This is a genomic window from Paenibacillus vulneris (assembly GCF_039543185.1).
GTDB classification, from domain to species: Bacteria; Bacillota; Bacilli; order Paenibacillales; family NBRC-103111; genus Paenibacillus_S; species Paenibacillus_S vulneris.
In genome coordinates this window covers 1-20,092 of record NZ_BAABJG010000063.1, presented here as the reverse complement: position 1 = coordinate 20,092, position 20,092 = coordinate 1, and the positions used below count along the sequence as shown (strand labels likewise).

Annotated in this window: 23 protein-coding genes; 22 read left to right on the top strand and 1 reads right to left on the bottom strand. The window is 35.2% G+C overall.

What is annotated here, in order from left to right; all coding sequences use genetic code 11:
- Window positions 1-184 precede the first annotated feature (184 nt).
- From ABEA66_RS36215 to ABEA66_RS36115, 22 genes are all read left to right on the top strand, one after another.
- The gene (locus tag ABEA66_RS36215) at window positions 185-820 is read left to right on the top strand and encodes a hypothetical protein (RefSeq protein ID WP_345595424.1); all 636 of its coding nucleotides are present in this window, start codon (window positions 185-187) and stop codon (window positions 818-820) included.
- 10 nt (window positions 821-830) lie between these two features.
- The gene (locus tag ABEA66_RS36210; protein ID WP_345595422.1) at window positions 831-1,475 is read left to right on the top strand and encodes a hypothetical protein; all 645 of its coding nucleotides are present in this window, start codon (window positions 831-833) and stop codon (window positions 1,473-1,475) included.
- A gap of 12 nt (window positions 1,476-1,487) precedes the next feature.
- Entirely contained in the window at window positions 1,488-5,804 is a 4,317-nt protein-coding gene (locus ABEA66_RS36205; RefSeq protein WP_345595420.1) for a phage tail spike protein, read from the top strand.
- Window positions 5,805-5,885: 81 nt separating this feature from the next.
- On the top strand, window positions 5,886-6,620 hold the full coding sequence (locus tag ABEA66_RS36200; protein WP_345595418.1) for an ankyrin repeat domain-containing protein: 735 nt from the start codon (window positions 5,886-5,888) through the stop codon (window positions 6,618-6,620).
- A gap of 72 nt (window positions 6,621-6,692) precedes the next feature.
- Entirely contained in the window at window positions 6,693-6,854 is a 162-nt protein-coding gene (locus ABEA66_RS36195) for a hypothetical protein (protein WP_345595416.1), read from the top strand.
- 273 nt (window positions 6,855-7,127) lie between these two features.
- Window positions 7,128-7,343, top strand: coding sequence for a hypothetical protein (locus tag ABEA66_RS36190; protein WP_345595414.1), 216 nt, complete (start codon window positions 7,128-7,130; stop codon window positions 7,341-7,343).
- Window positions 7,344-7,859, top strand: a complete 516-nt coding sequence (locus ABEA66_RS36185; RefSeq protein ID WP_345595412.1) for a GNAT family N-acetyltransferase — start codon at window positions 7,344-7,346, stop codon at window positions 7,857-7,859.
- 206 nt (window positions 7,860-8,065) lie between these two features.
- Window positions 8,066-8,755, top strand: a complete 690-nt coding sequence (locus ABEA66_RS36180) for a DUF3990 domain-containing protein (protein WP_345595410.1) — start codon at window positions 8,066-8,068, stop codon at window positions 8,753-8,755.
- Window positions 8,703-8,912, top strand: coding sequence for a hypothetical protein (locus tag ABEA66_RS36175; RefSeq protein WP_345595408.1), 210 nt, complete (start codon window positions 8,703-8,705; stop codon window positions 8,910-8,912). Before ABEA66_RS36180 ends, ABEA66_RS36175 begins: the two co-directional genes overlap by 53 nt.
- A 175-nt stretch (window positions 8,913-9,087) precedes the next feature.
- Window positions 9,088-9,303 (top strand): hypothetical protein, encoded by a 216-nt coding sequence (locus tag ABEA66_RS36170; RefSeq protein ID WP_345595406.1) that lies wholly within the window; start codon window positions 9,088-9,090, stop codon window positions 9,301-9,303.
- Window positions 9,225-9,452 carry a PAAR domain-containing protein gene (locus tag ABEA66_RS36485; RefSeq protein WP_377740549.1) on the top strand — a complete coding sequence of 76 codons (228 nt, stop codon included), beginning with the start codon at window positions 9,225-9,227 and terminating at the stop codon, window positions 9,450-9,452. The genes ABEA66_RS36170 and ABEA66_RS36485 overlap by 79 nt, the downstream gene beginning before the upstream one ends.
- 11 nt (window positions 9,453-9,463) lie before the next feature.
- Window positions 9,464-9,787, top strand: a complete 324-nt coding sequence (locus ABEA66_RS36165) for a hypothetical protein (RefSeq protein WP_345595404.1) — start codon at window positions 9,464-9,466, stop codon at window positions 9,785-9,787.
- A 12-nt stretch (window positions 9,788-9,799) separates the two neighbouring features.
- A complete protein-coding gene (locus ABEA66_RS36160) occupies window positions 9,800-10,951 on the top strand; it encodes a hypothetical protein (protein ID WP_345595402.1) in 1,152 nt (383 codons plus the stop codon).
- 25 nt (window positions 10,952-10,976) lie between these two features.
- A complete protein-coding gene (locus ABEA66_RS36155; RefSeq protein ID WP_345595400.1) occupies window positions 10,977-11,438 on the top strand; it encodes a hypothetical protein in 462 nt (153 codons plus the stop codon).
- Between the two features lie 86 nt (window positions 11,439-11,524).
- The gene (locus ABEA66_RS36150; RefSeq protein WP_345595398.1) at window positions 11,525-12,130 is read left to right on the top strand and encodes a hypothetical protein; all 606 of its coding nucleotides are present in this window, start codon (window positions 11,525-11,527) and stop codon (window positions 12,128-12,130) included.
- The gene (locus ABEA66_RS36145; protein WP_345595396.1) at window positions 12,130-13,161 is read left to right on the top strand and encodes a discoidin domain-containing protein; all 1,032 of its coding nucleotides are present in this window, start codon (window positions 12,130-12,132) and stop codon (window positions 13,159-13,161) included. The genes ABEA66_RS36150 and ABEA66_RS36145 overlap by 1 nt, the downstream gene beginning before the upstream one ends.
- Before the next feature lie 23 nt (window positions 13,162-13,184).
- Window positions 13,185-15,767, top strand: coding sequence for a galactose-binding domain-containing protein (locus ABEA66_RS36140; RefSeq protein WP_345595394.1), 2,583 nt, complete (start codon window positions 13,185-13,187; stop codon window positions 15,765-15,767).
- Window positions 15,768-15,800: 33 nt separating this feature from the next.
- Window positions 15,801-17,483: a DNRLRE domain-containing protein gene (locus ABEA66_RS36135; RefSeq protein WP_345595392.1), complete on the top strand. Its 1,683-nt coding sequence runs from the start codon at window positions 15,801-15,803 to the stop codon at window positions 17,481-17,483.
- 62 nt (window positions 17,484-17,545) lie between these two features.
- Entirely contained in the window at window positions 17,546-17,932 is a 387-nt protein-coding gene (locus tag ABEA66_RS36130; RefSeq protein WP_345595390.1) for a hypothetical protein, read from the top strand.
- 1 nt (window position 17,933) lies between these two features.
- On the top strand, window positions 17,934-18,197 hold the full coding sequence (locus tag ABEA66_RS36125; RefSeq protein ID WP_345595388.1) for a hypothetical protein: 264 nt from the start codon (window positions 17,934-17,936) through the stop codon (window positions 18,195-18,197).
- Window positions 18,181-18,948 (top strand): DUF1906 domain-containing protein, encoded by a 768-nt coding sequence (locus tag ABEA66_RS36120; protein WP_345595386.1) that lies wholly within the window; start codon window positions 18,181-18,183, stop codon window positions 18,946-18,948. The genes ABEA66_RS36125 and ABEA66_RS36120 overlap by 17 nt, the downstream gene beginning before the upstream one ends.
- A gap of 14 nt (window positions 18,949-18,962) precedes the next feature.
- Window positions 18,963-19,376 (top strand): hypothetical protein, encoded by a 414-nt coding sequence (locus tag ABEA66_RS36115; protein ID WP_345595384.1) that lies wholly within the window; start codon window positions 18,963-18,965, stop codon window positions 19,374-19,376.
- Between the two features lie 219 nt (window positions 19,377-19,595).
- On the opposite strand, the gene ABEA66_RS36110 is transcribed toward ABEA66_RS36115, so the two are convergent.
- Window positions 19,596-19,928 carry a recombinase zinc ribbon domain-containing protein gene (locus ABEA66_RS36110; RefSeq protein WP_345595426.1) on the bottom strand — a complete coding sequence of 111 codons (333 nt, stop codon included), beginning with the start codon at window positions 19,926-19,928 and terminating at the stop codon, window positions 19,596-19,598.
- Window positions 19,929-20,092: the final 164 nt, after the last annotated feature.

Here is a 20,092-nt window from a genome sequence, read left to right as displayed (position 1 = left end):
ACAAGCCCGATATATGATTGGAACGAACAACCTTATACGTTTAATGATACAGATTTTTCAAAAGGCGATTTAATCGGAGTCACAATGAATAATAACCAATTGGTGCTGGATGACCGCAAACGAAAATGGATCAATTTTTCGCCAATTACCACATGGAATCAAGTGTGAAAGGAGTGAAGGTGGTTTGTCTACAATCACAAGTAAATTGCAACTAACAGTCCCTTCCTTAGAGGATGAGGTTCATCAAACGATCCAAGATTTAGCTAATAATTTTCAGAAAATAGATACCTTAGCAGAGAACTACGCTCATGATTTTCCCACTAGTGGCTATTATCGACTAGGTAACAAAGTATGGAACAATAATCCTCAATCAGGGAATTACGTAGGATGGGTTAATACAAGAGAGGGACAAGCAGCCCCTGTTTGGAAAACATTGACTACATATGTCGTAGGGGACTATGTGTTTCCCATGAACAATAATGGTCATTATTATGAATGTATACAGGCAGGAAGGAGCGGAGTTACTGAACCTTCGTTCTCAACTGTTGCTGGAGATATTATTAGCGATACTAGAAATGGAGAGACATGGAAAGCATCGCGGCTATATCAACTAAACGATATTGTGTTCCCTTTTGTAGATAATAACCGTTTTTATGTATGTGCAACTTCAGGTGTTTCTGCTTCTACCGAACCCTCTTGGTCGTTAACTGATGGAGGGATTACATCAGATGGCTCTGTAATTTGGAAAGGTTATCGAATTACAAAGTGGCAAACCAAAGGAACGTCTTGCCACTTCAAGCCTTTTGGGAAAATAGAATAGCGGTGAGTCAATGAGTACATGGCAATATTTTTCTTCATTAGCAGGTTATCGAACCTCCCCCACCTTCCCACTTAACTTAGATGGGGACGGGGCAATAACATCAATTCAGTGGAACGCCAAAGAACCTGCTGGAACCAGCGTCTCCATTGAAACAAGAATTTCATTGGATAATGGGGTTACATGGACGAATTGGAAAGGTTGCGTTAACCAAGGTACTATACCTGATATTACATCACAGACACCTTTGAAATATGCAAAAATTCAATATCGGGCCTTATTGAAAACGAATGATAAGAACACTACTCCGTCATTAGATGAAGTAGTGTTTTCGTTTGAGCCTGTGATTTCATTTGTAAATGAAGGCGATGTCAGAATACGACCGGAAATATGGATTACTAAAGTTGGAAATGGCGACTTTACCATTATCAATACTTCAAATGGTGATGATGAGTTCAAATTTTCAAATCTAATTGATCAAGAGACCATTTATATTCATGGTGAGCGTGAACTGATCGAAACAAGCCTAGCCGCGGTTTATCGATATGAGAATTTTAATAATAATTACCTCGAACTCCCTACTGGAAATAATGTATTACGGGTACAAGGAAATGCAAAATTACAGTTTAGATACCGTCACAAATTGTTACAAGGATAGGAGGTGGAAATAATGCCAAGGCTAAGTTATCTAGGAGAAATTGATCCATATAAGAAACCAATAAAGCCCCACATTTTTTTGGCAAAACCTAATCGGGAAATCATTGCAAAGATTAGTGAAGCCTATAACGTTAAGTATCGTGAAATGATCCTGCAGTTAAATGACATCACATTTGATGTACCCTATGATCTGGACTTTAATCATAGTATTGAAAGAAATCGTAACACTGATTTGTTCAAAGAACGGTATTTATTAAAAGTTGTTCGGGGAACAAGGGTCGAATGGTTCACCATCACAAAGATTCACGACAACATGGATGAAGAGAAAGACTTTATGAGCATTGAAGCTTCTTCATTAGGATATCAATTAAGATCGAGACTATTAAAAAGTTATCATAATGATTCTGCTCATGCCAAAACGGTACTAACCGAAGTACTTCGTGGAACCAACTGGACTACAGATTACATTGATGCCGACTTCCAACTGACTTATCGTGAATTTGATTTCCCAGATACCAATGTTCTAGATGCGGTGTATCAAATTGCAGAAACCTATAACGCAGTTATTCAATGGAATACGACAAGTCGAACCATTAGTATGATGAAGCCAGAATTATTTGGTGTAAATAAAGGTCTAAAATTTTCATATGGGCATTATTTGAAGACACTTGGTAAAGAATCTAACTCCGATGAGATGGTAACAAGATTAAAGGCGTACGGAAAAGATGGTCTATCCATACAGAACGTGAATCCAACAGGGCAACCGTTTATTGAAAACTTCAGTTATTTCATGTTTCCATTTGAGCGTGATTCCAATCGGAATGTAATAAATCATAGTGAGTACATGAGTGATTCTTTGTGTCACGCGCTTATTGATTATAGTGAACTTATTGAAAATAAAAAAGATGAGTTCGGCAATTTACTAAAGCAAAAGGAATCTTTGCAATCTACCCTATCTTCTAAGGATAATGAGCTTAAAACATTACTGAAACAGGAAGCTGCTGTAGATAATATTGTTACTTTGCAACAAGCAGACAACAATATGTGGTTTTATAAATATAACCATAATGCTTCCCCTGTATTGAATACAACAAAACTGAATCCGCTTAATGCTTATGTGTTAATGATTAAAGTGAATAGTACCGATAATCTCACAGTAAAAGTAAATGGAATTGTTGTGAATGTTGTTTCTGGGGCATGGGTAACCATTGGGAAATCAAAGTTTTCTAGTTTCGAATCCATTGAAACTTCCGGTTCCTCTACAGGAAACGAAATATATATTCAAATTGCTAATATTACTGAGTTGGAATATTCAACTTCGAATAATGAAGGGGTACTAATCGAAAAGTATTGCATTGATAATAAAAAAATACAAATTCAAGCAAAGAAATCAGAAATTGCAGAACTCAATAAGCAAATCAATGCAATTGAGACAAGCATCAGCACATTGCGTCAAATGATGGCTGCTGAAAACAACTTTACTCCTGAGCAACTTGGCGAACTTAATGACTATATTTTTGAAGGAACATTCTCCGATGAAAAATATATTGATGAACACGATCTGTTTAAAGATGCCAAAGAGAAATTTATTGAACTTCAAAAGCCACAGTTAGTTATCAATATTAGTGTGGTTGATTTTCTTCGTATTATTGAAGAGCAACATAACTGGAGTAAGCTTGTTTTAGGTGACACAGTAACAATTGAATATGAAAAAATTGGAGTCAAAGTTACTGCCAGAATCATTGGGATTGAGTTTGATTATGAGAATTTCGATATCAATTTGACCATTGCTAATGTGAAGGATATTACAGATAATCGCAAGTTATTTGAGAAATACATTTATAACTCAAACTACACCTCAGTTGTGGTCAATGGGAGCAAAGATCGATGGGGTCAAGCGGTAAAAGATTCGAGTGAAATGAGCCAGCTGTTTGAGAACTTTTGGAATAAAGTAACGAATGAAATCAACATGGCTTCTAATGAATATGTAACTATTGATCGTAAAGGGATCACGATTATTGACCCTAATGACCCATTGAGGTTTTTACGAGCAACCCATGGCACTCTAGGATTAACACGTTCTGGAGGTTTACGCTTTGAGACCGCAATATCACCAGATGGAATAATTGCGGAGATGGTACTCGGAAAACTTATTCTAGGCGAGCGTGTAACAATTGGAGATCCAAACGGAGTATGGCTAACCGAGGGGCCTCGAACCACAATTACAGATCGTTGTGGACGTGAAGTCATGAAATTGGGACTATATGATCTTAATCCTGATAAGTTTGGAATGATATTGAATCGTTTTGCTACCCCTGATTGTAGCGACACGACGATTATTAACCGAGTTATAGTTGATCGAGATGAGGGTTTTTTAATTGAACGCAAAGAAGGCTCCGGTTGGAATAAAACAGCATGGTTAGATATGGACGGTTACTTTAATGGCCGTGGTATTAAGATTGATTATATGAGTGGAATTCTAAATAACGGGATTCTCCTTGATAATCTCAATGGTCTTGTCATCACTCGTAGTGACAACCAAGTACGGACTCGTCTAAATGCCACCGAAGGATTTAGTATTGAACGTTTCGAGAATAATCAGTGGAAAAAGAAATTTTTTGCTGATATTAATGGACAATTTTATAGCAATGATTTAATTGCTCGAAGACTACGCATTGTCAATGATCTAGATGATTTGTTGTTAGATTCAAATACTAATTATATGAACATCGGTCGGTTTGAAAATATAATCACAGATGGCAAACTAACCGCGGTGGAAAAACTTACACTCAAGCAAGAATGGGAAACGATACAAACTGAATACCAGAAACTCAAATATCAAGCAGAACAATATGAATATTCGGATCGTGACCATCGAACAGTAAGTCACATTAATATCCCGCCATTTGTAAATGCATTTGTTGCTCTTGGTAATTATGTGAATCCTTTACTTGCTGATATGTCTGCAACAACACCTATTGATAGGGAAGAATTTAAGACGAAGTTTCAAACTTACTACGATCAAGCCAAACGGATTATCAATGAGATTACAGATGCTTTAAAGTTTAGTTCGTGGCAGTTTGGCATTCCCTACAATCGAGTCACTATGGATGTGGAAAATGGCTTATTGGTTGAACGTTCTGATAATAAATTCAGAAGCATATTTAATGCAACCTACGGGATACTTCTGCAGAAGAATGTGAATGGCAGCTGGATAAATCAGTTTTCAGTCAGCAGCAGTGATGGAGTCATTGAGGCTAGAGGGCTAAGAATATTTGATACTGATATTGATATGATGAAAGGCAAGCTAACAAATGGCATCACGATTGATCCGTCAAATGGAATAGTTGTAACAAGAAGTGATGGAGTAACGAAAGTTGGTATGGACTCGCTTAAAGGAATGTACATTCAGAGGAACGGAAGGGATGTCTTTTGGGCTGATACCAATGGGATTCTTCATGCTGTTGATCTTATTGCTGAAAGATTGATTTTAAATGGTCAAAATGGAAAACTTCTAATCGATGCGAACAAGAACCTTATCGACTTTGATGCTTTTGATATGAAATTAGGAACTCTAACAGCTAAAGATATCCTTTCGCAGATGATAACATCTGACGTTGGTTTCATAGCTAATCTGACAGCTAACCGACTTAAAACCATCGGAATTAATGCAGAGAAAGATTGGTCTAATTACATCTCAATAATTGGCAATGAGGCTAGATGGATAACAGGTAAAGTAAAAGATGGTACCAGTGGTGTTCAGGAAATAGCCCCTGATGGCAATCCATTGTTCTGGAAAGATGCACAAAGATCTGGAATTACTACAACTAACACCGGAATGCCAGTAATGAAATTCGAGTACGACGAAAAAGTTAAAATGAGACAGTATTTCGAGAATACAGGCATAGATGCAACACCTGTTATTGAAATGGGCGAAGGAGATAGTAACACAAACCCATTAAGTGCTAGAGGATTTATCAAGAAACCTAATGGTAGTTGGGATTTCACATATTATAGTAGCAATTATGCCAAAGAGAGAAGCATTGTTCATAGGGATGATGGACTTTATCTTTTTTCACAAGAAGAAAAAATAAATATTGACTGTAATGATTTAAATGCCAATGTTACTGGAGGAGTAAATATCAATCACGCTTCAGGGTTAAAACTAGAAGTTAATCCTGCTGGGAATATATTTAAACTAACGATGCCAAACGGTTCTTATACTGAATGGAGTTCATCAGGTAAAAAAGAATATATTGTTGGTGACATTTATTCTGAATGTACAGGAAAACATACCACAAAAGCGTCTGAAATTCATCTTGATGCTTAATGTAAACTTTTAACAACTACCTACCGATATAGTAAGTAGGTCTATTCTCATAGTTAATTTACTATATCGGAGGTAATATATATGAAGAAAATCGGTGTATTTGCAGTTGGAGCCGTATTTGGAATTGCTCTATCTGCAACAACAGGTGTATTTGCTGACAGTAGCAATCTAGTGAGCGGTGTATTCTCAGATTTCAAAGTGAAAATCAATGGTAAAGATACAACAATTGAAAGCAAAATTGTAAATATTGATGGTAGTACCTTCTTGCCTGTTCGTGAAATTAGCAACAAGCTTGGATATGAAGTGCAATTTCAAGATGAAACAATATCGTTATCTAACGATGGTAAAAAATACTTGAAGGGGGATACTATCGTTCAAGCACAGCAACCAACGAAATCGGAGGAACCAAAGCAAGTGAGTGAAGGGAATTATGTTAAGGATTTGAAGTTGAAGTATTCAAAAGATGGAAAACTGAATGTCGATCTTATTAAAGAGGCAATTGAGAAGAAAGAACTCTCAGTAAATGCTCAAGATGAATCAACAGGCGATTCATTGCTCATATTAGCAATTAAAGAAAACAATTTTTCTGTATATCAAGTTCTTAAGGATAACGGAGTAGATCCAGAGTTGACAAATAATGAAGGTAAGACACCATTGCATATTGCTGTCATTAACAAGAATAGTTTCTTTATGAGTGAACTTATTAGTCATTTCAGGGTAAATGCAAAGACCACAGATAAAGATAATAAGAAGGCGATTGATTATACAGAAAAAGACTCTATAGACTATAGAAGTTTAAAACCATATTCATTCTAAGCATCAACAAACAAACCACTCACTACAATGGGTGGTTTTTATATTTTCCAAAGCAATCATATGGGGGGAAAAATGAAAGCGACAATTAAAAATCTTGAGTTAGAGGGAACGCCAAGAGAGTTTTTTGAACTATTATCACTAATGGAGAATTGCAAAAAAAATGCTCCAACAATCTCTTGGTATTACTGTCCGAATCCAACAAAATGGGATGTTGGATCAGTAGATGTTGGTTAAAGAATAAAATAACACTGATAGTGTATCGTATTGATGCAAGGGAAGAATCCGATTCGTAAACATATTCTGTAGAAAAATATCTAGTGTGCATATTACTTCTACTAACTAAAATACTTGGTAATTGTATATATGCATATTTACTTTGAGCAAGTAAAAGTGGTATATTTAGTATAGACAAAGATTGACAACTTTAAACAACTTTGAACAAAATATTTTTCATGAAGTGACTTACAACCCCATTAAATTCCTCTATGATTTTATTGGAGGTGTTATATGGGCAAAAAAAAGAAGAAGAAGATTAGAAAAGGAGGAGAACAGATGAACACTGTGATTCCTATTAAGCCAATACGACCAACCCAAATATTCTTTAATTCCAATAAAGAAAAAGCCCAGTTTGAAAAGTACATTTCTTCCTCCGAAAAAACAGAGAGTATTGGCATGGAAAAAATGAGGGAAAAAATGAAGGAATTTAAAGAGAAAAGGACGTAGTTGTTTTTGCGAGAACTTTTTGGTGAGGATATTAATGAAGAACATATTGAATTAATTAATAAATTCCAATGTGATGATGAAGATACAGTAAAAGAATTTTTGGTTAATGAAGCGTTAGAGCTTCATAAACTAAATTTGGCAGTCACAAAACTTTTTTTTAACGACAAAGATAAAAAAAATCTTATAGGCTATTTTACCTTGCACAATGACATGATGCAAATTGGGAAAGCCAAGAGAAAAAAACATGGTTATCAATTGCCCTCATATAAATATTATCCTTCAATAAAGCTTCATTATTTGGGAGTAGATTCTCGTTTTAGAGAGCAAAGATACGGTGAAACGCTACTATTTACTGTTCTAGATACAGCAATTAATATATCCAAAACAACAGGTTGTCTTTTTCTTACTATTGAATCTTTGCCTAAAGCTGTTAGCTTTTATGAAAAATACGAATTTAAGCGACTCAACATTAACAGACCTTTTGTGAACATGTTCTTTAAATTGGATGAATTATAGAGACACTCACTTACTAGTGGTGGCTCTTTTTTATTTACAATGAAATTAGTGTTTTATTAGTAGATAATTACTACACCACTTCCAATTACCTATGAGGAAACGCATGTTCTATAGGATTATTCTACCATTTGTCGTATAATGGTAAAATATAAGAGAGTTAAAAGCATCTATTCATACAAATATAAAACCATAGAGAGGCAAATAAAATGTCTGATAGTTATATGAAACACTTAAAAAAGGATAAATGGTATCACGGTACAACTTTGGAAGGGTGGAAAGGCATCTGCGAAAAAGGAGTTTTAGCAGCATATAATATTGGACATGAACTTGATTTTGGTTATGGTTTTTATTTAACACCTATTAAATCTCAGGCTGAAAAGTTCATTACTACTCTCCTTAGAGTAACAAAAGAGGATAATGAAATGTTATCAGAAATCGGTTCTATGTTTTCTTTTGAGGATAATAAGGATAGTAAGATCGCAGTAGTAGTTGAATTTGACTTTACCCCACTAGAATGGATGGCTCGTAAAGACGAATATACTTATAAAATCTTAAACGCATATGATGATGAATTTGCTGAATTCGTCTTTTACAATAGAACTGAAAATGATGATGGCAGCAAACAACATTCTTATGACTATATTTTCGGTGTTATGAGTGACAGCAACCCAATCATTGATATAGCAAGGTATAAAAATGGAGAAATTGGGAAAGAAGAAGTTATTGAAAGTTTTAAAAAAAGTACGAGCGCAAAACAATTATCTATACATAACCAAAAATTGTGTGATATAATAAAACCAAGCAGAGCATATGTAATTGATACAGGAGAGGAGTTGGATATAAATGAGTACCTTAACAAAAGAAAACAAAAGTTTATTGGTAGATCAGCTATCTGAGGCTTTAGTAAAGTTTTCCGATAAAAAAATGTCATTTAGCATTGCCAAAAAAGTTGCTGACATTGCTTTGAAAAATATTGATTTTTCTAATTCAACTTTATCTCACAAAGGTATTAATTGGTATGCTAAAGATCTGCTTAAAAAGATTCGATATTAAAGTATTTAGAACCATCCAAAACTTCAGTTAACTCAAATCTCAAGATCTCGCTTAAATAGTGAGGTCTTTTTTATTTGCTTTCTCACTAAACTAAGGTTTTTTTATTTACAATGAAATGAGAATTTTATCGGAGGTGATATTGTGTCATACCAAATAGCTACAGTGGGGTCAACAATTGAAGGAACTACGACGAATCGTCATTGCCGAAGAGCATACTCGTGTAATTGCGGTCTTAATGGTTGTTCAACCTGCTATGATTATGATTCTGGTGACGTTAGTGGAACAATTTCCTCTGGTGCAAGTAATGTTTTTATTAATGGATCGCGAGTTGCTATTAATGGAAGCACTACTTCAGAACGAGTTACTTGTCCATCTGGCTACTCTGCCGTAGGTGGTAGTAGTGGATCTGGAAGTGTCAGTTCTACTTCTCGAAATGTATATATTAATGGCACTCCCATTGCTTGCAATGGGGATACTGTTAGACATTTTAGTGGGGCAGGATCGGTGACATCTGGATCTTCAAAAGTACTTATCGCATAGGGGGTGACTTTTTGAATTATTTAGAACACTTAACGACCATTACTCATGATTTGGAAATAAAAAATGATAATCTTAATCAAGAAATTCAGTATTTACTCCAAAGACTTCAAAATGAACCTCACATGTCCATGGTTAGAAGTTTTCACGGAGATGCAGAAATTGTTGTTATGAAAGAGTTTCATTCTGACAATAAAGAGTACTTACGAATTACAGTAAATCGAAACCGTGAAGAGCTTTTAATGAGACTTCCAGATTTTAATTTACTATTTGATTCAGCAATTCCTTCCTCCTTACCTGAAGGCGAATGTGAAGAGTGCAATAAAAAGAATGAGTAAGGAGGTGAAAACTTGATTCAACAATATGTACAATATAATGATCCTGTACTTATCGTTTGGCGAAAGGGTACCCCCGATGATCCTTTCCTAGATAAATCTGACTCATTGAAAGTAATCAATAATATGATTGTATTGTCGGAGATTCCTTCAGACCAGTTTAAGGTAACCATTGCAGGACTTACCGAAATAGACAAACTCACATATGAACGTAGGAAAGAGCTGCAGCCTCATGAGTTCCTTGTTAATTATTCAAACGGTATTGTGCAGTTTCACCCTTCACAAGAGTTCAAAACACTATTTCCGCAGTATAAAGGAAGAGGACAGATTCTTTATCCAGCATCACGTATCTATTCTTATAATAAAGATGCACCATATGCTGAGAAGAATTTACAGGATATTATTAATGAGATGTTTCAGAACATCAGGGATACAGAATATCTTATTGAGGATTTAAGGGTAGTCACTACTCAAGCAATCAACGCAACAAATTCGGCAAACTCAGCTACGAATAATGCTAATCTTGCTACTAATGAGGCTATACAAGCAAAAAATGAAGCGTTGGATGCCGCGGCTAGTACGATTATGATTTACAAAGGATCAGTACCTACCTACGATGATTTAACTACTACTTATCCTGTTCCTGAAAACGGTTGGAGAGTAACTATCAATGATACTGGTGATGTTTATCGATATGATGGTGTGGTTACTGGAACATGGGTGTTTCTTGGAAATTCCATTGGTTCAATTCCAGTTGCATCAGATACATCTACTGGTTTGTTGGATAAGGAAAACTACAAGAATTTTACCGTTCGAACCATTGCTTTTGTCATGCCTATGATATTGAAGACAGGGATTCAAAACTATGTCATACAATTTCCATTTGACGGAGTCCTACATAAAGTAAGTGGATTCTGTGTTCAAGCAGGGACGAACTCACCATTGGAATTACAGATTGAAAAGGTAGACGAGAACGGATTTTTAAACAATGCTGATTGGAAAAGTGTCCTAAAAAATAATTTTGTTCTAGATGTGAATTCAAATATAGGATTGAGTCCACCTATTCTTGATAATGTGGTCAAGAAAGGCGATTATTTTCGGATTAATGTTTTAAACTTGGATAACAACATCAAGGGAGTAACAATTCAACTAGATATAAAAATATAAAATATGGTAATGGGGGTATATATTTATGCCAAGTCCAGTTGTAAGTTGGATGGATAGTACGAATACAAAACAGGAGACAATATGGCCGATTGGAACAGTTGATGCAGGCAGTGTTTCCTCTGATAAGACGTTCCTCATTTGGAATAACAGAGGAGGCACATCAGCCGTTTCGGATATGACCACATGTAGTATTACTACGAAGGATAATGCTGGTGGTAATACAGGGGAATTAGTTCTTGATAAGTGGATTGAGGTCAGAGTTGACACAATGTCTGAAACAACGTTCACTAAAATCGGTGGTACGACAACAAAGACGATTAAGGCAGGTGGAACCTCACCTGCAGCAACAATTAAAGGATCTACGAATGATGGAACACTAAACGCTCTTGAAAACTTTGCTCAAGTAACCCTTCATGCAGCACCTTTGCCTACGGCAACAGCAGGAAATGTAGACTTTTTGACTCGTATTTCTTATACATACAATTAATATAAAATATAAAATTATAACAATAAAAGCTCGCCTAATGAGGGTGGGCTTTTGTATTTTCCCAATACAATGCGGAGGGATGATTCGTGAATCTAAATATTTTTCAAAACAGCCCTGTAGAAAATCAAGATTTTATATGGATTGCTGCTTATGCTGATGGAACTTTCTTGTCTGAATATAACTATGACACAAAAGCGGAAAATTCATTTTATTTCATTGATCGAAGTCAGTTATTGAGGTTTGGACTTATCGGTTACGGAATGAACATGTACTATGAAGTGTTTGGTGGTGTTTATAAAATTGCTGGTCAAATGATTGAGATCTTTTATCGTGTTAATGACAAGGAATATGCTCTTACAGGACAGCAAATGATGTATAACGATATCATCACCTATAAGAATGCCGAAGCAACTTTTGATTTAATGAATCGAAACGGAGCAGCTACATCTACCATTACACAATATAACTTCGGATATAAACAAAATATTTTAATAGACGATGTGCAATTTGGCTTTAAAACGATTTGCTCGGTTCCATATGGTCAACCTGTATACTTGAATGTTCGGCTCGTTGCCAATCAGGATATGAATGGGGTTTTATGTATAAAAAAAAACGGAGTATATGTGGCAGAAATAGACGCGCCGCTACAAGAAAATATCCACAGTGAATTGAATTGGCAGGTGGTTATCTAATGGCAATTATAGTCACAAGTGAAAAAAAAGTTGACATAAGTCAGGCCACTATGACCAGTGTAGAATTAAATAATGGAATAATGCGACTTATTGTTACTGGAAGTTCGTTAAAAGATCAAGATATAACACCCACAATGACATCAAATACAGCTCCAAGCCCATATGTTGCTAGTGCTTCATCCACTCTCAGTGGTTATAACCCTTACGCAGTTTTCAATAAAAAAAATGCCATCAATACGGACTCTTGGTTAACCACAATTCCAACCGAATTGAATCCACAATGGATTCAATTATATTTGGGATCTGGTAGAGTGGTAACCAAATACACTCTAACTTCCCCTTATTGGGGAGGGAGTATCATGATTAAGGATTGGATATTCCAAGGAAGTCTTAACGGTACCACTTGGGTAAACCTCGATTTACAAGTTGGTCAAACATGGCAAGCCAACGAAAAACGGTCATTTTCTTTCGCGAATACAACACCTTATTGGTATTATCGTATCGTATTCACATCTCACAATGGTTATAGTGATTATGCAGGTATAGCTGAAATCGAATTAATGGAATCCGATGTATATTTTTCGGAATCAGGACAGTCTCTGTTCCCAGTAATCGATTTGGGAACTCATTTTCAAAAAATTAATATCGTCTCTAGCTCCATGTTAGTTCCAACAGACACCCAACTTAAAATATACATTTCCTCATCTAATGATAATATTACATTCTCTGAGTTTTCTTTGGTGGATAGTGGGGGAAACACAACCTCTCAAGGTCGCTATATTAAAATAAAAATTGATGTATTAGGAAACTCCGTTATGGTGAATCGGATGTTGAACGATTTTACTCCTGACGAAAGTGGGCTATTTCAACCAAATAAGCAAATTATTTTTGATGGTTCACTTAAAATCAATACGAATCACTTAGAAACAATGGAGAAAGATACCACGTTTTTAGAACAAGGAACATTGTTCAGAAAATCACTTAGTAAAGACAACTATAAATCAATTGTTAAATTATATGTTCTAGATTAGTCGCGTGGGAAAGGAGTGAAATAATGTCCTATTTTGATAACTTTGATGGTAACGTATTGAATACACAATTTTGGGGTGTATATACAAAGGGCAGTTCGAATGTGAATGTAAGTAACGGTACACTACGGCTTACAAACGTAAGTGGTTATACTGGAATTGAAGTATACACAAACAACAGCATTAATAAAACCCTTGTAAATAAAATAGTTGTGGAATTCGACTATAAAGCTGGTGCCCAGTATTCGTCTGCATATATGCCTACCGCGTTCTTTCGCTCACCAACGTCTACAAGAGAGGGAACTTACTATGGATATGCGAATGATAAAGTCATTCATATCCAAACATCAACATACAGCAGCGTTGGGAATTTATTTACCTATAAAAATGGAACTTCCACAGTATATGTTTCAGGAAAAACTGTGCCAGTAGCAACTCATATTAAAATTATTCTTGATTGTACGAAGAGGAATATTAAGGTGTTCTATAATCAAGATGAAGTTGCATTACTTGACTATACCATCTCACAAACGGACTGGGATTATCTTGGGGATGAATTAGTGTTTGGTTTTTTTAAGCCAAACTATAATACAGCAACCTATGAGGAATACGATAATGTGTATCTTTCTGGTCCTTTCGGAAATAAATATTTATTCCAAGATGGAAATGATATCAAAAAATATGTTTTGTACCCAGCTGTAAAACCAACAAATGCAGTTGTTCCCATGACTTCAAATACAACCCCTACAGGTTATGTGGTGACGGCTAGTTATGATAGTCAAAATAGTTATTCCCCATGGCATGCATTTAACGGGGTAATCGCACCATCTGGTGGAAATGATTGTTGGATTTCTAATAAAAATAACAATGAGTGGATTGCTTACGAGTTTCCAGCACCCATTGCAATTGGCAAATATGCGATAGCAACAAGAGGAGTTAATGGCCCTGCATCAAATCCTCAAAAATGGACGTTTGATGGTTGGGATGGAACTAAATGGGTGACATTAGACGCTCAGTCAAATATAAACAATTGGTTAGCTAATGCTGATATGAAGACATTCCTTGTACGAAATTCAACTGCATATAAAAAATATAGATTGTATGTCTATGAAGCAACACCTAATGGAGGGTTTCCAGCATCATATATTCAAATCGGTGAATTGCTCATGTATGAGGTTCTCGAAGGAAATCAAGTAGGTTGGTCAAAAGTAGGACAGACACCTGTTACCAAAAGTATGTTTGATACGCATGGAATGAGTGATCTTACGATTATTCAAAAAGCGGAGTTAGAACAATTGTCATCTGACTCGCCAGAATTGCTCTGTTGGACACAAGGTAACGAGCAAAGTAATAAACAAGTTGTTGTTACAGCAGTTCCTAAAGCAAAATTAGTAATGCCGATTAAGGATTTAAATATACAAGGTGAACTGCAACAATTGAGTTTATCCGCGGTAGAAAAAACAACCTATACCGCTAATTTAATACCGACTATGACCTCCAACTCACAGTCGAATGGTGTTGCCTTTGCTAGTAGCGTTGCTGGTAGCGCAATACAAGAATATTTTGCTTTCGATAAGGTATTAACAAACTATGGATGGCGATCTAAGGGGAATGCTAATCAATGGGTTGGGTTTGACTTCTTAGAGAAGAAAGTAATAAGTAAATATGCTATCACAGAATATTATATTGATGGGTCAAGCCCTAAAGATTGGACTTTTCAAGGAAGCAACGATGGATCTGATTGGATTACATTGGATACTAGAACGAATGAGCCAGAGTGGAAACAGGCAGAGAAAAAGGAATTTGCATTTTTCAATGAAACCCCTTATTCGAAGTATCGGTTATATGTTAGTGCAAACCATGGAAACTCCAGTGAAATTGATATTACAGAACTTGAAATGTACGGAAAAATTTCCGAACCTATTTTGCGTATCGTTGTAAGTTCGGATCTAGGAAGCACATGGAAATCCTTTATTGATAATACATGGCAAAGCGTAGACATCTCTGACTTTACAAGCATTCGGAAAAGTGGGATGAGTTCAACACTACTTAACTCCTTAACTAAAGATCAGTGGAAATTGTTAACGAGTAAGAAATCGATACGCATTGCATATTATTTAGAGATTGATTCTATGATTGATACTTTGCAAATCGATAGCCTAACATCTAGTGAGAAAGTAACAACAGTATCTCCACAATTACAAACATTAACAATTGTGTACGATGAACTTGACAAGAAGTATTCTGGGCTCATGTTTATGGATACGAATCGTAATTTTTATTCAACTTCAATTGGAGAACTATTGAAATACCTTGAATTTGGTACACTGATTGCAGGACAAAACTCGATTGATATAAAAGTAAAATTAACTAATACATACCCTTTCAATGTTAAAAACATTAGGTTATGGTCAGAACATAACATTGAAGGATTAGATGTTCAGTTTAGTAAAAATAATAGTCCATTCATACCGCAAGCAGAATTAACGTTTAACGAACAGTTGAATTTTGATGAAATAATTGAGTTCTATGTTCGACTCTCTGTTGACGTTAAGGCAGAAGTTGGAGGAAATTTTGATATAAGAGTGAGCGCTGATCCTGTATTGTAGGTTCAATACAATGGACTAGGAAGTGATTTGTGTATGTCGGAAGAGACAGTTGACTTAGGCAGTTACATAATTATTCAGCCAAAGAATAAAATGACTGCTAAGGTTAGTATTATCGCAATTGGTGAAGAAAATCTCCTTTCTAATATAATATTAACTAGATATGATGAAATGCGATCAAATGTTAATGTTTATAGTGATTCGGTTATTGAGGATATTGCTTATCCACCAAGGTTTGGAAACCAAAGAAAAGCATCAATAACCATAACACATAGAAGCAACTTGAACAGTTACATCACCATCTCCCCAAGAAATAGAATGGTTGGTCTAGTTGATATTACACAAAAACCTAAGAAAACAGTTCGCTTCTACCCAGTTAAGGACGCTTTTGTTCGAGAGGGAATCAAGACACTTAACTATGGTTCTGAACAGTCTATGTTGGTTGGTTACGATGGATTAAACAATCAAGAGAGATACCGTTCATTCGTTGGTTTTGATCTCACTGGAATCCCTAATAATATAAAAATCGAAAAAGCAGAAGTTAAGTTATTTAGTTCAACAGTTAAGAACATTGATCAACAAATTGGGCTATATTCTCTTAATGAAATTTGGACAGAGTATGGAATCACTTGGCAAAACCAACCAAGCGCCAGCAGTATAATTGATATTAAGAGCGTTGGTCGCTCTGCTGGATATGTATCATTTGATGCAACTGATTCAATTACCTCACTAATCAGTAATAAATTCTTAGATTGTAGTTATGAGTTGAAAGCACTCACCGAAACAACAAAACAGTTCGTGTCCTTTGAAACAAGAGAGGGAACGAACAAGCCATATTTAGAAATAACATATACAGAAGACATAATATATAGTGTTGGTAAAGCAGAGTTATCTTCTAATGTGTTTCTGCGCTCCGTTGGCGCAATGGAACTAAAGTCAAAAATTACGATACCAAGCATAGATGATAACGCATTATTATTATCAAGAATTCATATCTTGAATCCCAACATGATCGAATCTTCAGTAATAGTAAATCATCCAGACATGACCTCCAAAATATGGATTCGACAAAATGATACATCAAAACTTGCATCGTCAATTACATTACGTCAGAAAGCACTAGAACAGTTACAATCACATGTGGCTATCAGTAGAAAAGAAATATTAATTAAAATCAATGTGATGTATAGAGCAAATCTAAGCTCGTCTCTGACTATTAAGTCTCGTGGTAATTCTTCCCTTAATTCAAAAATCACTGTCAGTAGAGAATATATAAGTGGAAGATTGAATGTTAGACGTAAAGATCAAAAAGAATTAAATGGATCAATAAATATAAAACAAAAAACTTTTACAGATCTTAACAGTAGAATTGGTGTCAATAGACAAGAAATTCCTTCCTCAATCATGGTTGTACTAAGCTCTTATTTAGATGGGACATTGTCGGTTCGGCAAACAAAGGATGACCCAATTGAGTCAAAACTTTATGTTTTACATCGAAAGGACTTACGATCGACAATCGATGTTGTGGGGGCAAGTATGTTACCGAGTAGTATATACATTAACTCAGGTAACTTGAAATCACAGATTACTATACCCGCTTATGAAAATAATGATTTATTGAGCCGCGCTACTATTAGAGTTAAATGGGCAAATGATCTTAAGAGTACAATATTTGTTGGGGGAGACAATATTGAGGGTGGTTTTGTATTTATTATATAAGCACAACATGGAGACCATTATTCACGAATGGTCTCTTCATTTATATGAAGGGTGGGGTCACAGTGAATGACCATAGTATTTGTCAGGTACAAATTGAGGCTTTGAAAGAAGATATAACTGAGTTTAAGCGAGATGTGAGAGAACATTTAAAAGAGGTTAAAGAGAGCCACAAAATATATACAGAAACCATTTCTGTTTTAAAAGAGAACGTTATCCGACTTACAAGTATAGCGGAACGTCAAGATGAAAAACTGGATGCCATTAATAAGGATATCGCTTTTTTAAAACAGAATAAACCTGTAGAGCAGCCTAAAACAACAGAAACAAATTGGTACCAAAAGATGCTCGAAAATAAAGAGAAGTATTTTATGTACGTGCTATTGGTGCTATTGGCATTCTCTCTTGGACTCAAAGTTGAAACATTAACAGGATTTTTAGGAGGTAAATAAGATGCCAGAAATGACAAATGAAATATTAATGTTAGCGGCTGTGGTTACATCCTTTGTGGGAGTATTCAAATCATATGGTATTCCAAGTAAGCACAATCATGTCATTTGTCTTGCTATCGCGGCTATTTTTGTGCTTGTTCCAGAGAACATCAAACAAGTGCTTTTAACGATTAGTCTAGTTGGATTAACGGCAAGTGGAGCTTATCAATATTCTAAGAGCCCCAAGCAAGAAAATGGTGGTGAAATTGATGTCAACAAGAAATGATATGATCATGAAAGGCATCGATTGTGCTACAGCATTAACCTCAATTAAAGCTCAAACCTTCTATAATCAAGGATATACATTTGTTGGTCGCTATCTTGCCGATCAGAATTCATGGAAGAGACTAAGCCCAAGTGAAGCACAAGTATTAAGTGATGTGGGGTTATATATCATTTCATTCTTCGAACGTTACACAGATCGTGTTAGAGAGGGTTCTATAGCTGGCAAAGAAGATGGAAAATTAGCATTACAGTACGCGAAAGAGGTAAAACAAACTGAAGGATCTACAATTTATTTCTGCGTTGATTACGATGCTCAACCAAACGATTATAATGCTATTGAAGCATATCTTCGTGCCGCTGATAAAGAAATCGATGGTTATGAGTTAGGTGTGTATGGATCATATGCTGTTGTAAAAGAAATGTACGAACGCGGAGTTTGTAAAAAACTTGCGCAAACAGTTGCATGGAGTAGAGGTAAAAGATATGAAAACGCTTGTTTTTATCAAGCTCAAATTGATACTTTAGTTAATGGAATGAATGTTGATTTAGATGAAACAAACGGAGATGCAGGAGGTTGGAAAATCGGTATGGCAGCACAAAAACAATATACTTTAGATGCAGATGTAGCGAATACAATAATTAATACTTGGATGTCTCCAGCATGGTTTGATTCCCAAGATGAGAACCAAAGAGATTATATTAAATGGCTCGCAAATCAATTGCGTGCTGCTTCTGGTCAAGATGCTCAATAATATGGAGGTGTAATATGGAATTTTTATATGAAAACTATACTAACTTAATGATTGTTGGAATTGTATTATTGGCTTTAGTAATTGGATTTGGTGTTATTTATGCAAAAAATAAAAACATTCTTAGTAACGATGATATTCAAAATGCTCAGCATATTTTAGAAATTACACAGGGATTAATTAGTTTCTTTAAAGTCGATCCGAAATTTACTCAAGAATCAGCTACAATTTTTGAAGCATGTAGGAAAGCACTTGATTATGTTAATAGCATAATGAATGTAACTGAAGATGAAGATAAAAAGAAAATTGCTTATGACGCTGTAGAATCTGCATTAAAACAGTTGAATATTGAAATTGATGATCATAAGAAAAATATGATTAAAATTGGGATTAGCTATGCCATTGAGAAGTCAAAAGCTATTGATATTTAAAACAAATAATAATAAATTCAGAAGAAAATTCATGGGTAAATTTGGTCAATTGGGGCTAAATTTACCCTATTTTTTTCATTTTTATGTTGCCCCTGCGATTTATTAAAACTCTAGGAGTATCAAGTATTAAGCCTCCTCCCCACCAATTTAAGAAAATGCTCGAAAATTGGAGATTGTTGCCCCTAATTCAACTTTATATGTATATTCACTTGAGGGAGGCTAATATTTGAATTTTGTTCCATATGGAGAACTGCGATCATTAACAATACTATGATCTCCATCATGATAATAAATTTTATATCCTCCATTCTCCACTTCTATAACTCTAACATAATCCCCAAGTGAACCATCCGCTTTTCCCCCATTTAATTGTAGATGAGTTGATACAATGTGGACCAACTCTTCTTCGCGGATTTTAAAATTATTCGAACACTCATCTTTCCCCTTTTTTTCATATGTAGAACAGGAATAAGCCAACTTATCTCTCAACTTTTTGCCTCTGTAGTTTCCTTGGCAGTGTAGACATTTTATCTTTGATGTGAATTGGTACATTTGAACATCATCCTTGTAAATAAGTAATTTCAATTTGTATGATAACATATAAAAGTTACCAAATAAATTAAATGTGCTCATAATTTATCACCTCACTGGATAGCTTGTCTTAATTATTTTATTAAAGCCTGAGAATAAATATGAGTAGAAATATAGGCTAATAC

What these genes read in the sequence shown, in the direction of transcription:
- ABEA66_RS36205 (WP_345595420.1), top strand. Translation starts at nt 1,488, where the DNA reads ATGCCAAGGCTAAGTTATCTAGGAGAAATTGATCCATATAAGAAACCA.
- ABEA66_RS36195 (WP_345595416.1), top strand. Translation starts at nt 6,693, where the DNA reads ATGAAAGCGACAATTAAAAATCTTGAGTTAGAGGGAACGCCAAGAGAG.
- ABEA66_RS36115 (WP_345595384.1), top strand. Translation starts at nt 18,963, where the DNA reads ATGGAATTTTTATATGAAAACTATACTAACTTAATGATTGTTGGAATT.
- ABEA66_RS36175 (WP_345595408.1), top strand. Translation starts at nt 8,703, where the DNA reads ATGAGTACCTTAACAAAAGAAAACAAAAGTTTATTGGTAGATCAGCTA.
- ABEA66_RS36145 (WP_345595396.1), top strand. Translation starts at nt 12,130, where the DNA reads ATGGCAATTATAGTCACAAGTGAAAAAAAAGTTGACATAAGTCAGGCC.
- ABEA66_RS36210 (WP_345595422.1), top strand. Translation starts at nt 831, where the DNA reads ATGAGTACATGGCAATATTTTTCTTCATTAGCAGGTTATCGAACCTCC.
- ABEA66_RS36125 (WP_345595388.1), top strand. Translation starts at nt 17,934, where the DNA reads ATGCCAGAAATGACAAATGAAATATTAATGTTAGCGGCTGTGGTTACA.
- ABEA66_RS36110 (WP_345595426.1), bottom strand. Translation starts at nt 19,928, where the DNA reads ATGTACCAATTCACATCAAAGATAAAATGTCTACACTGCCAAGGAAAC.
- ABEA66_RS36140 (WP_345595394.1), top strand. Translation starts at nt 13,185, where the DNA reads ATGTCCTATTTTGATAACTTTGATGGTAACGTATTGAATACACAATTT.
- ABEA66_RS36120 (WP_345595386.1), top strand. Translation starts at nt 18,181, where the DNA reads ATGTCAACAAGAAATGATATGATCATGAAAGGCATCGATTGTGCTACA.
- ABEA66_RS36180 (WP_345595410.1), top strand. Translation starts at nt 8,066, where the DNA reads ATGTCTGATAGTTATATGAAACACTTAAAAAAGGATAAATGGTATCAC.
- ABEA66_RS36200 (WP_345595418.1), top strand. Translation starts at nt 5,886, where the DNA reads ATGAAGAAAATCGGTGTATTTGCAGTTGGAGCCGTATTTGGAATTGCT.
- ABEA66_RS36155 (WP_345595400.1), top strand. Translation starts at nt 10,977, where the DNA reads ATGCCAAGTCCAGTTGTAAGTTGGATGGATAGTACGAATACAAAACAG.
- ABEA66_RS36135 (WP_345595392.1), top strand. Translation starts at nt 15,801, where the DNA reads ATGTCGGAAGAGACAGTTGACTTAGGCAGTTACATAATTATTCAGCCA.
- ABEA66_RS36190 (WP_345595414.1), top strand. Translation starts at nt 7,128, where the DNA reads ATGGGCAAAAAAAAGAAGAAGAAGATTAGAAAAGGAGGAGAACAGATG.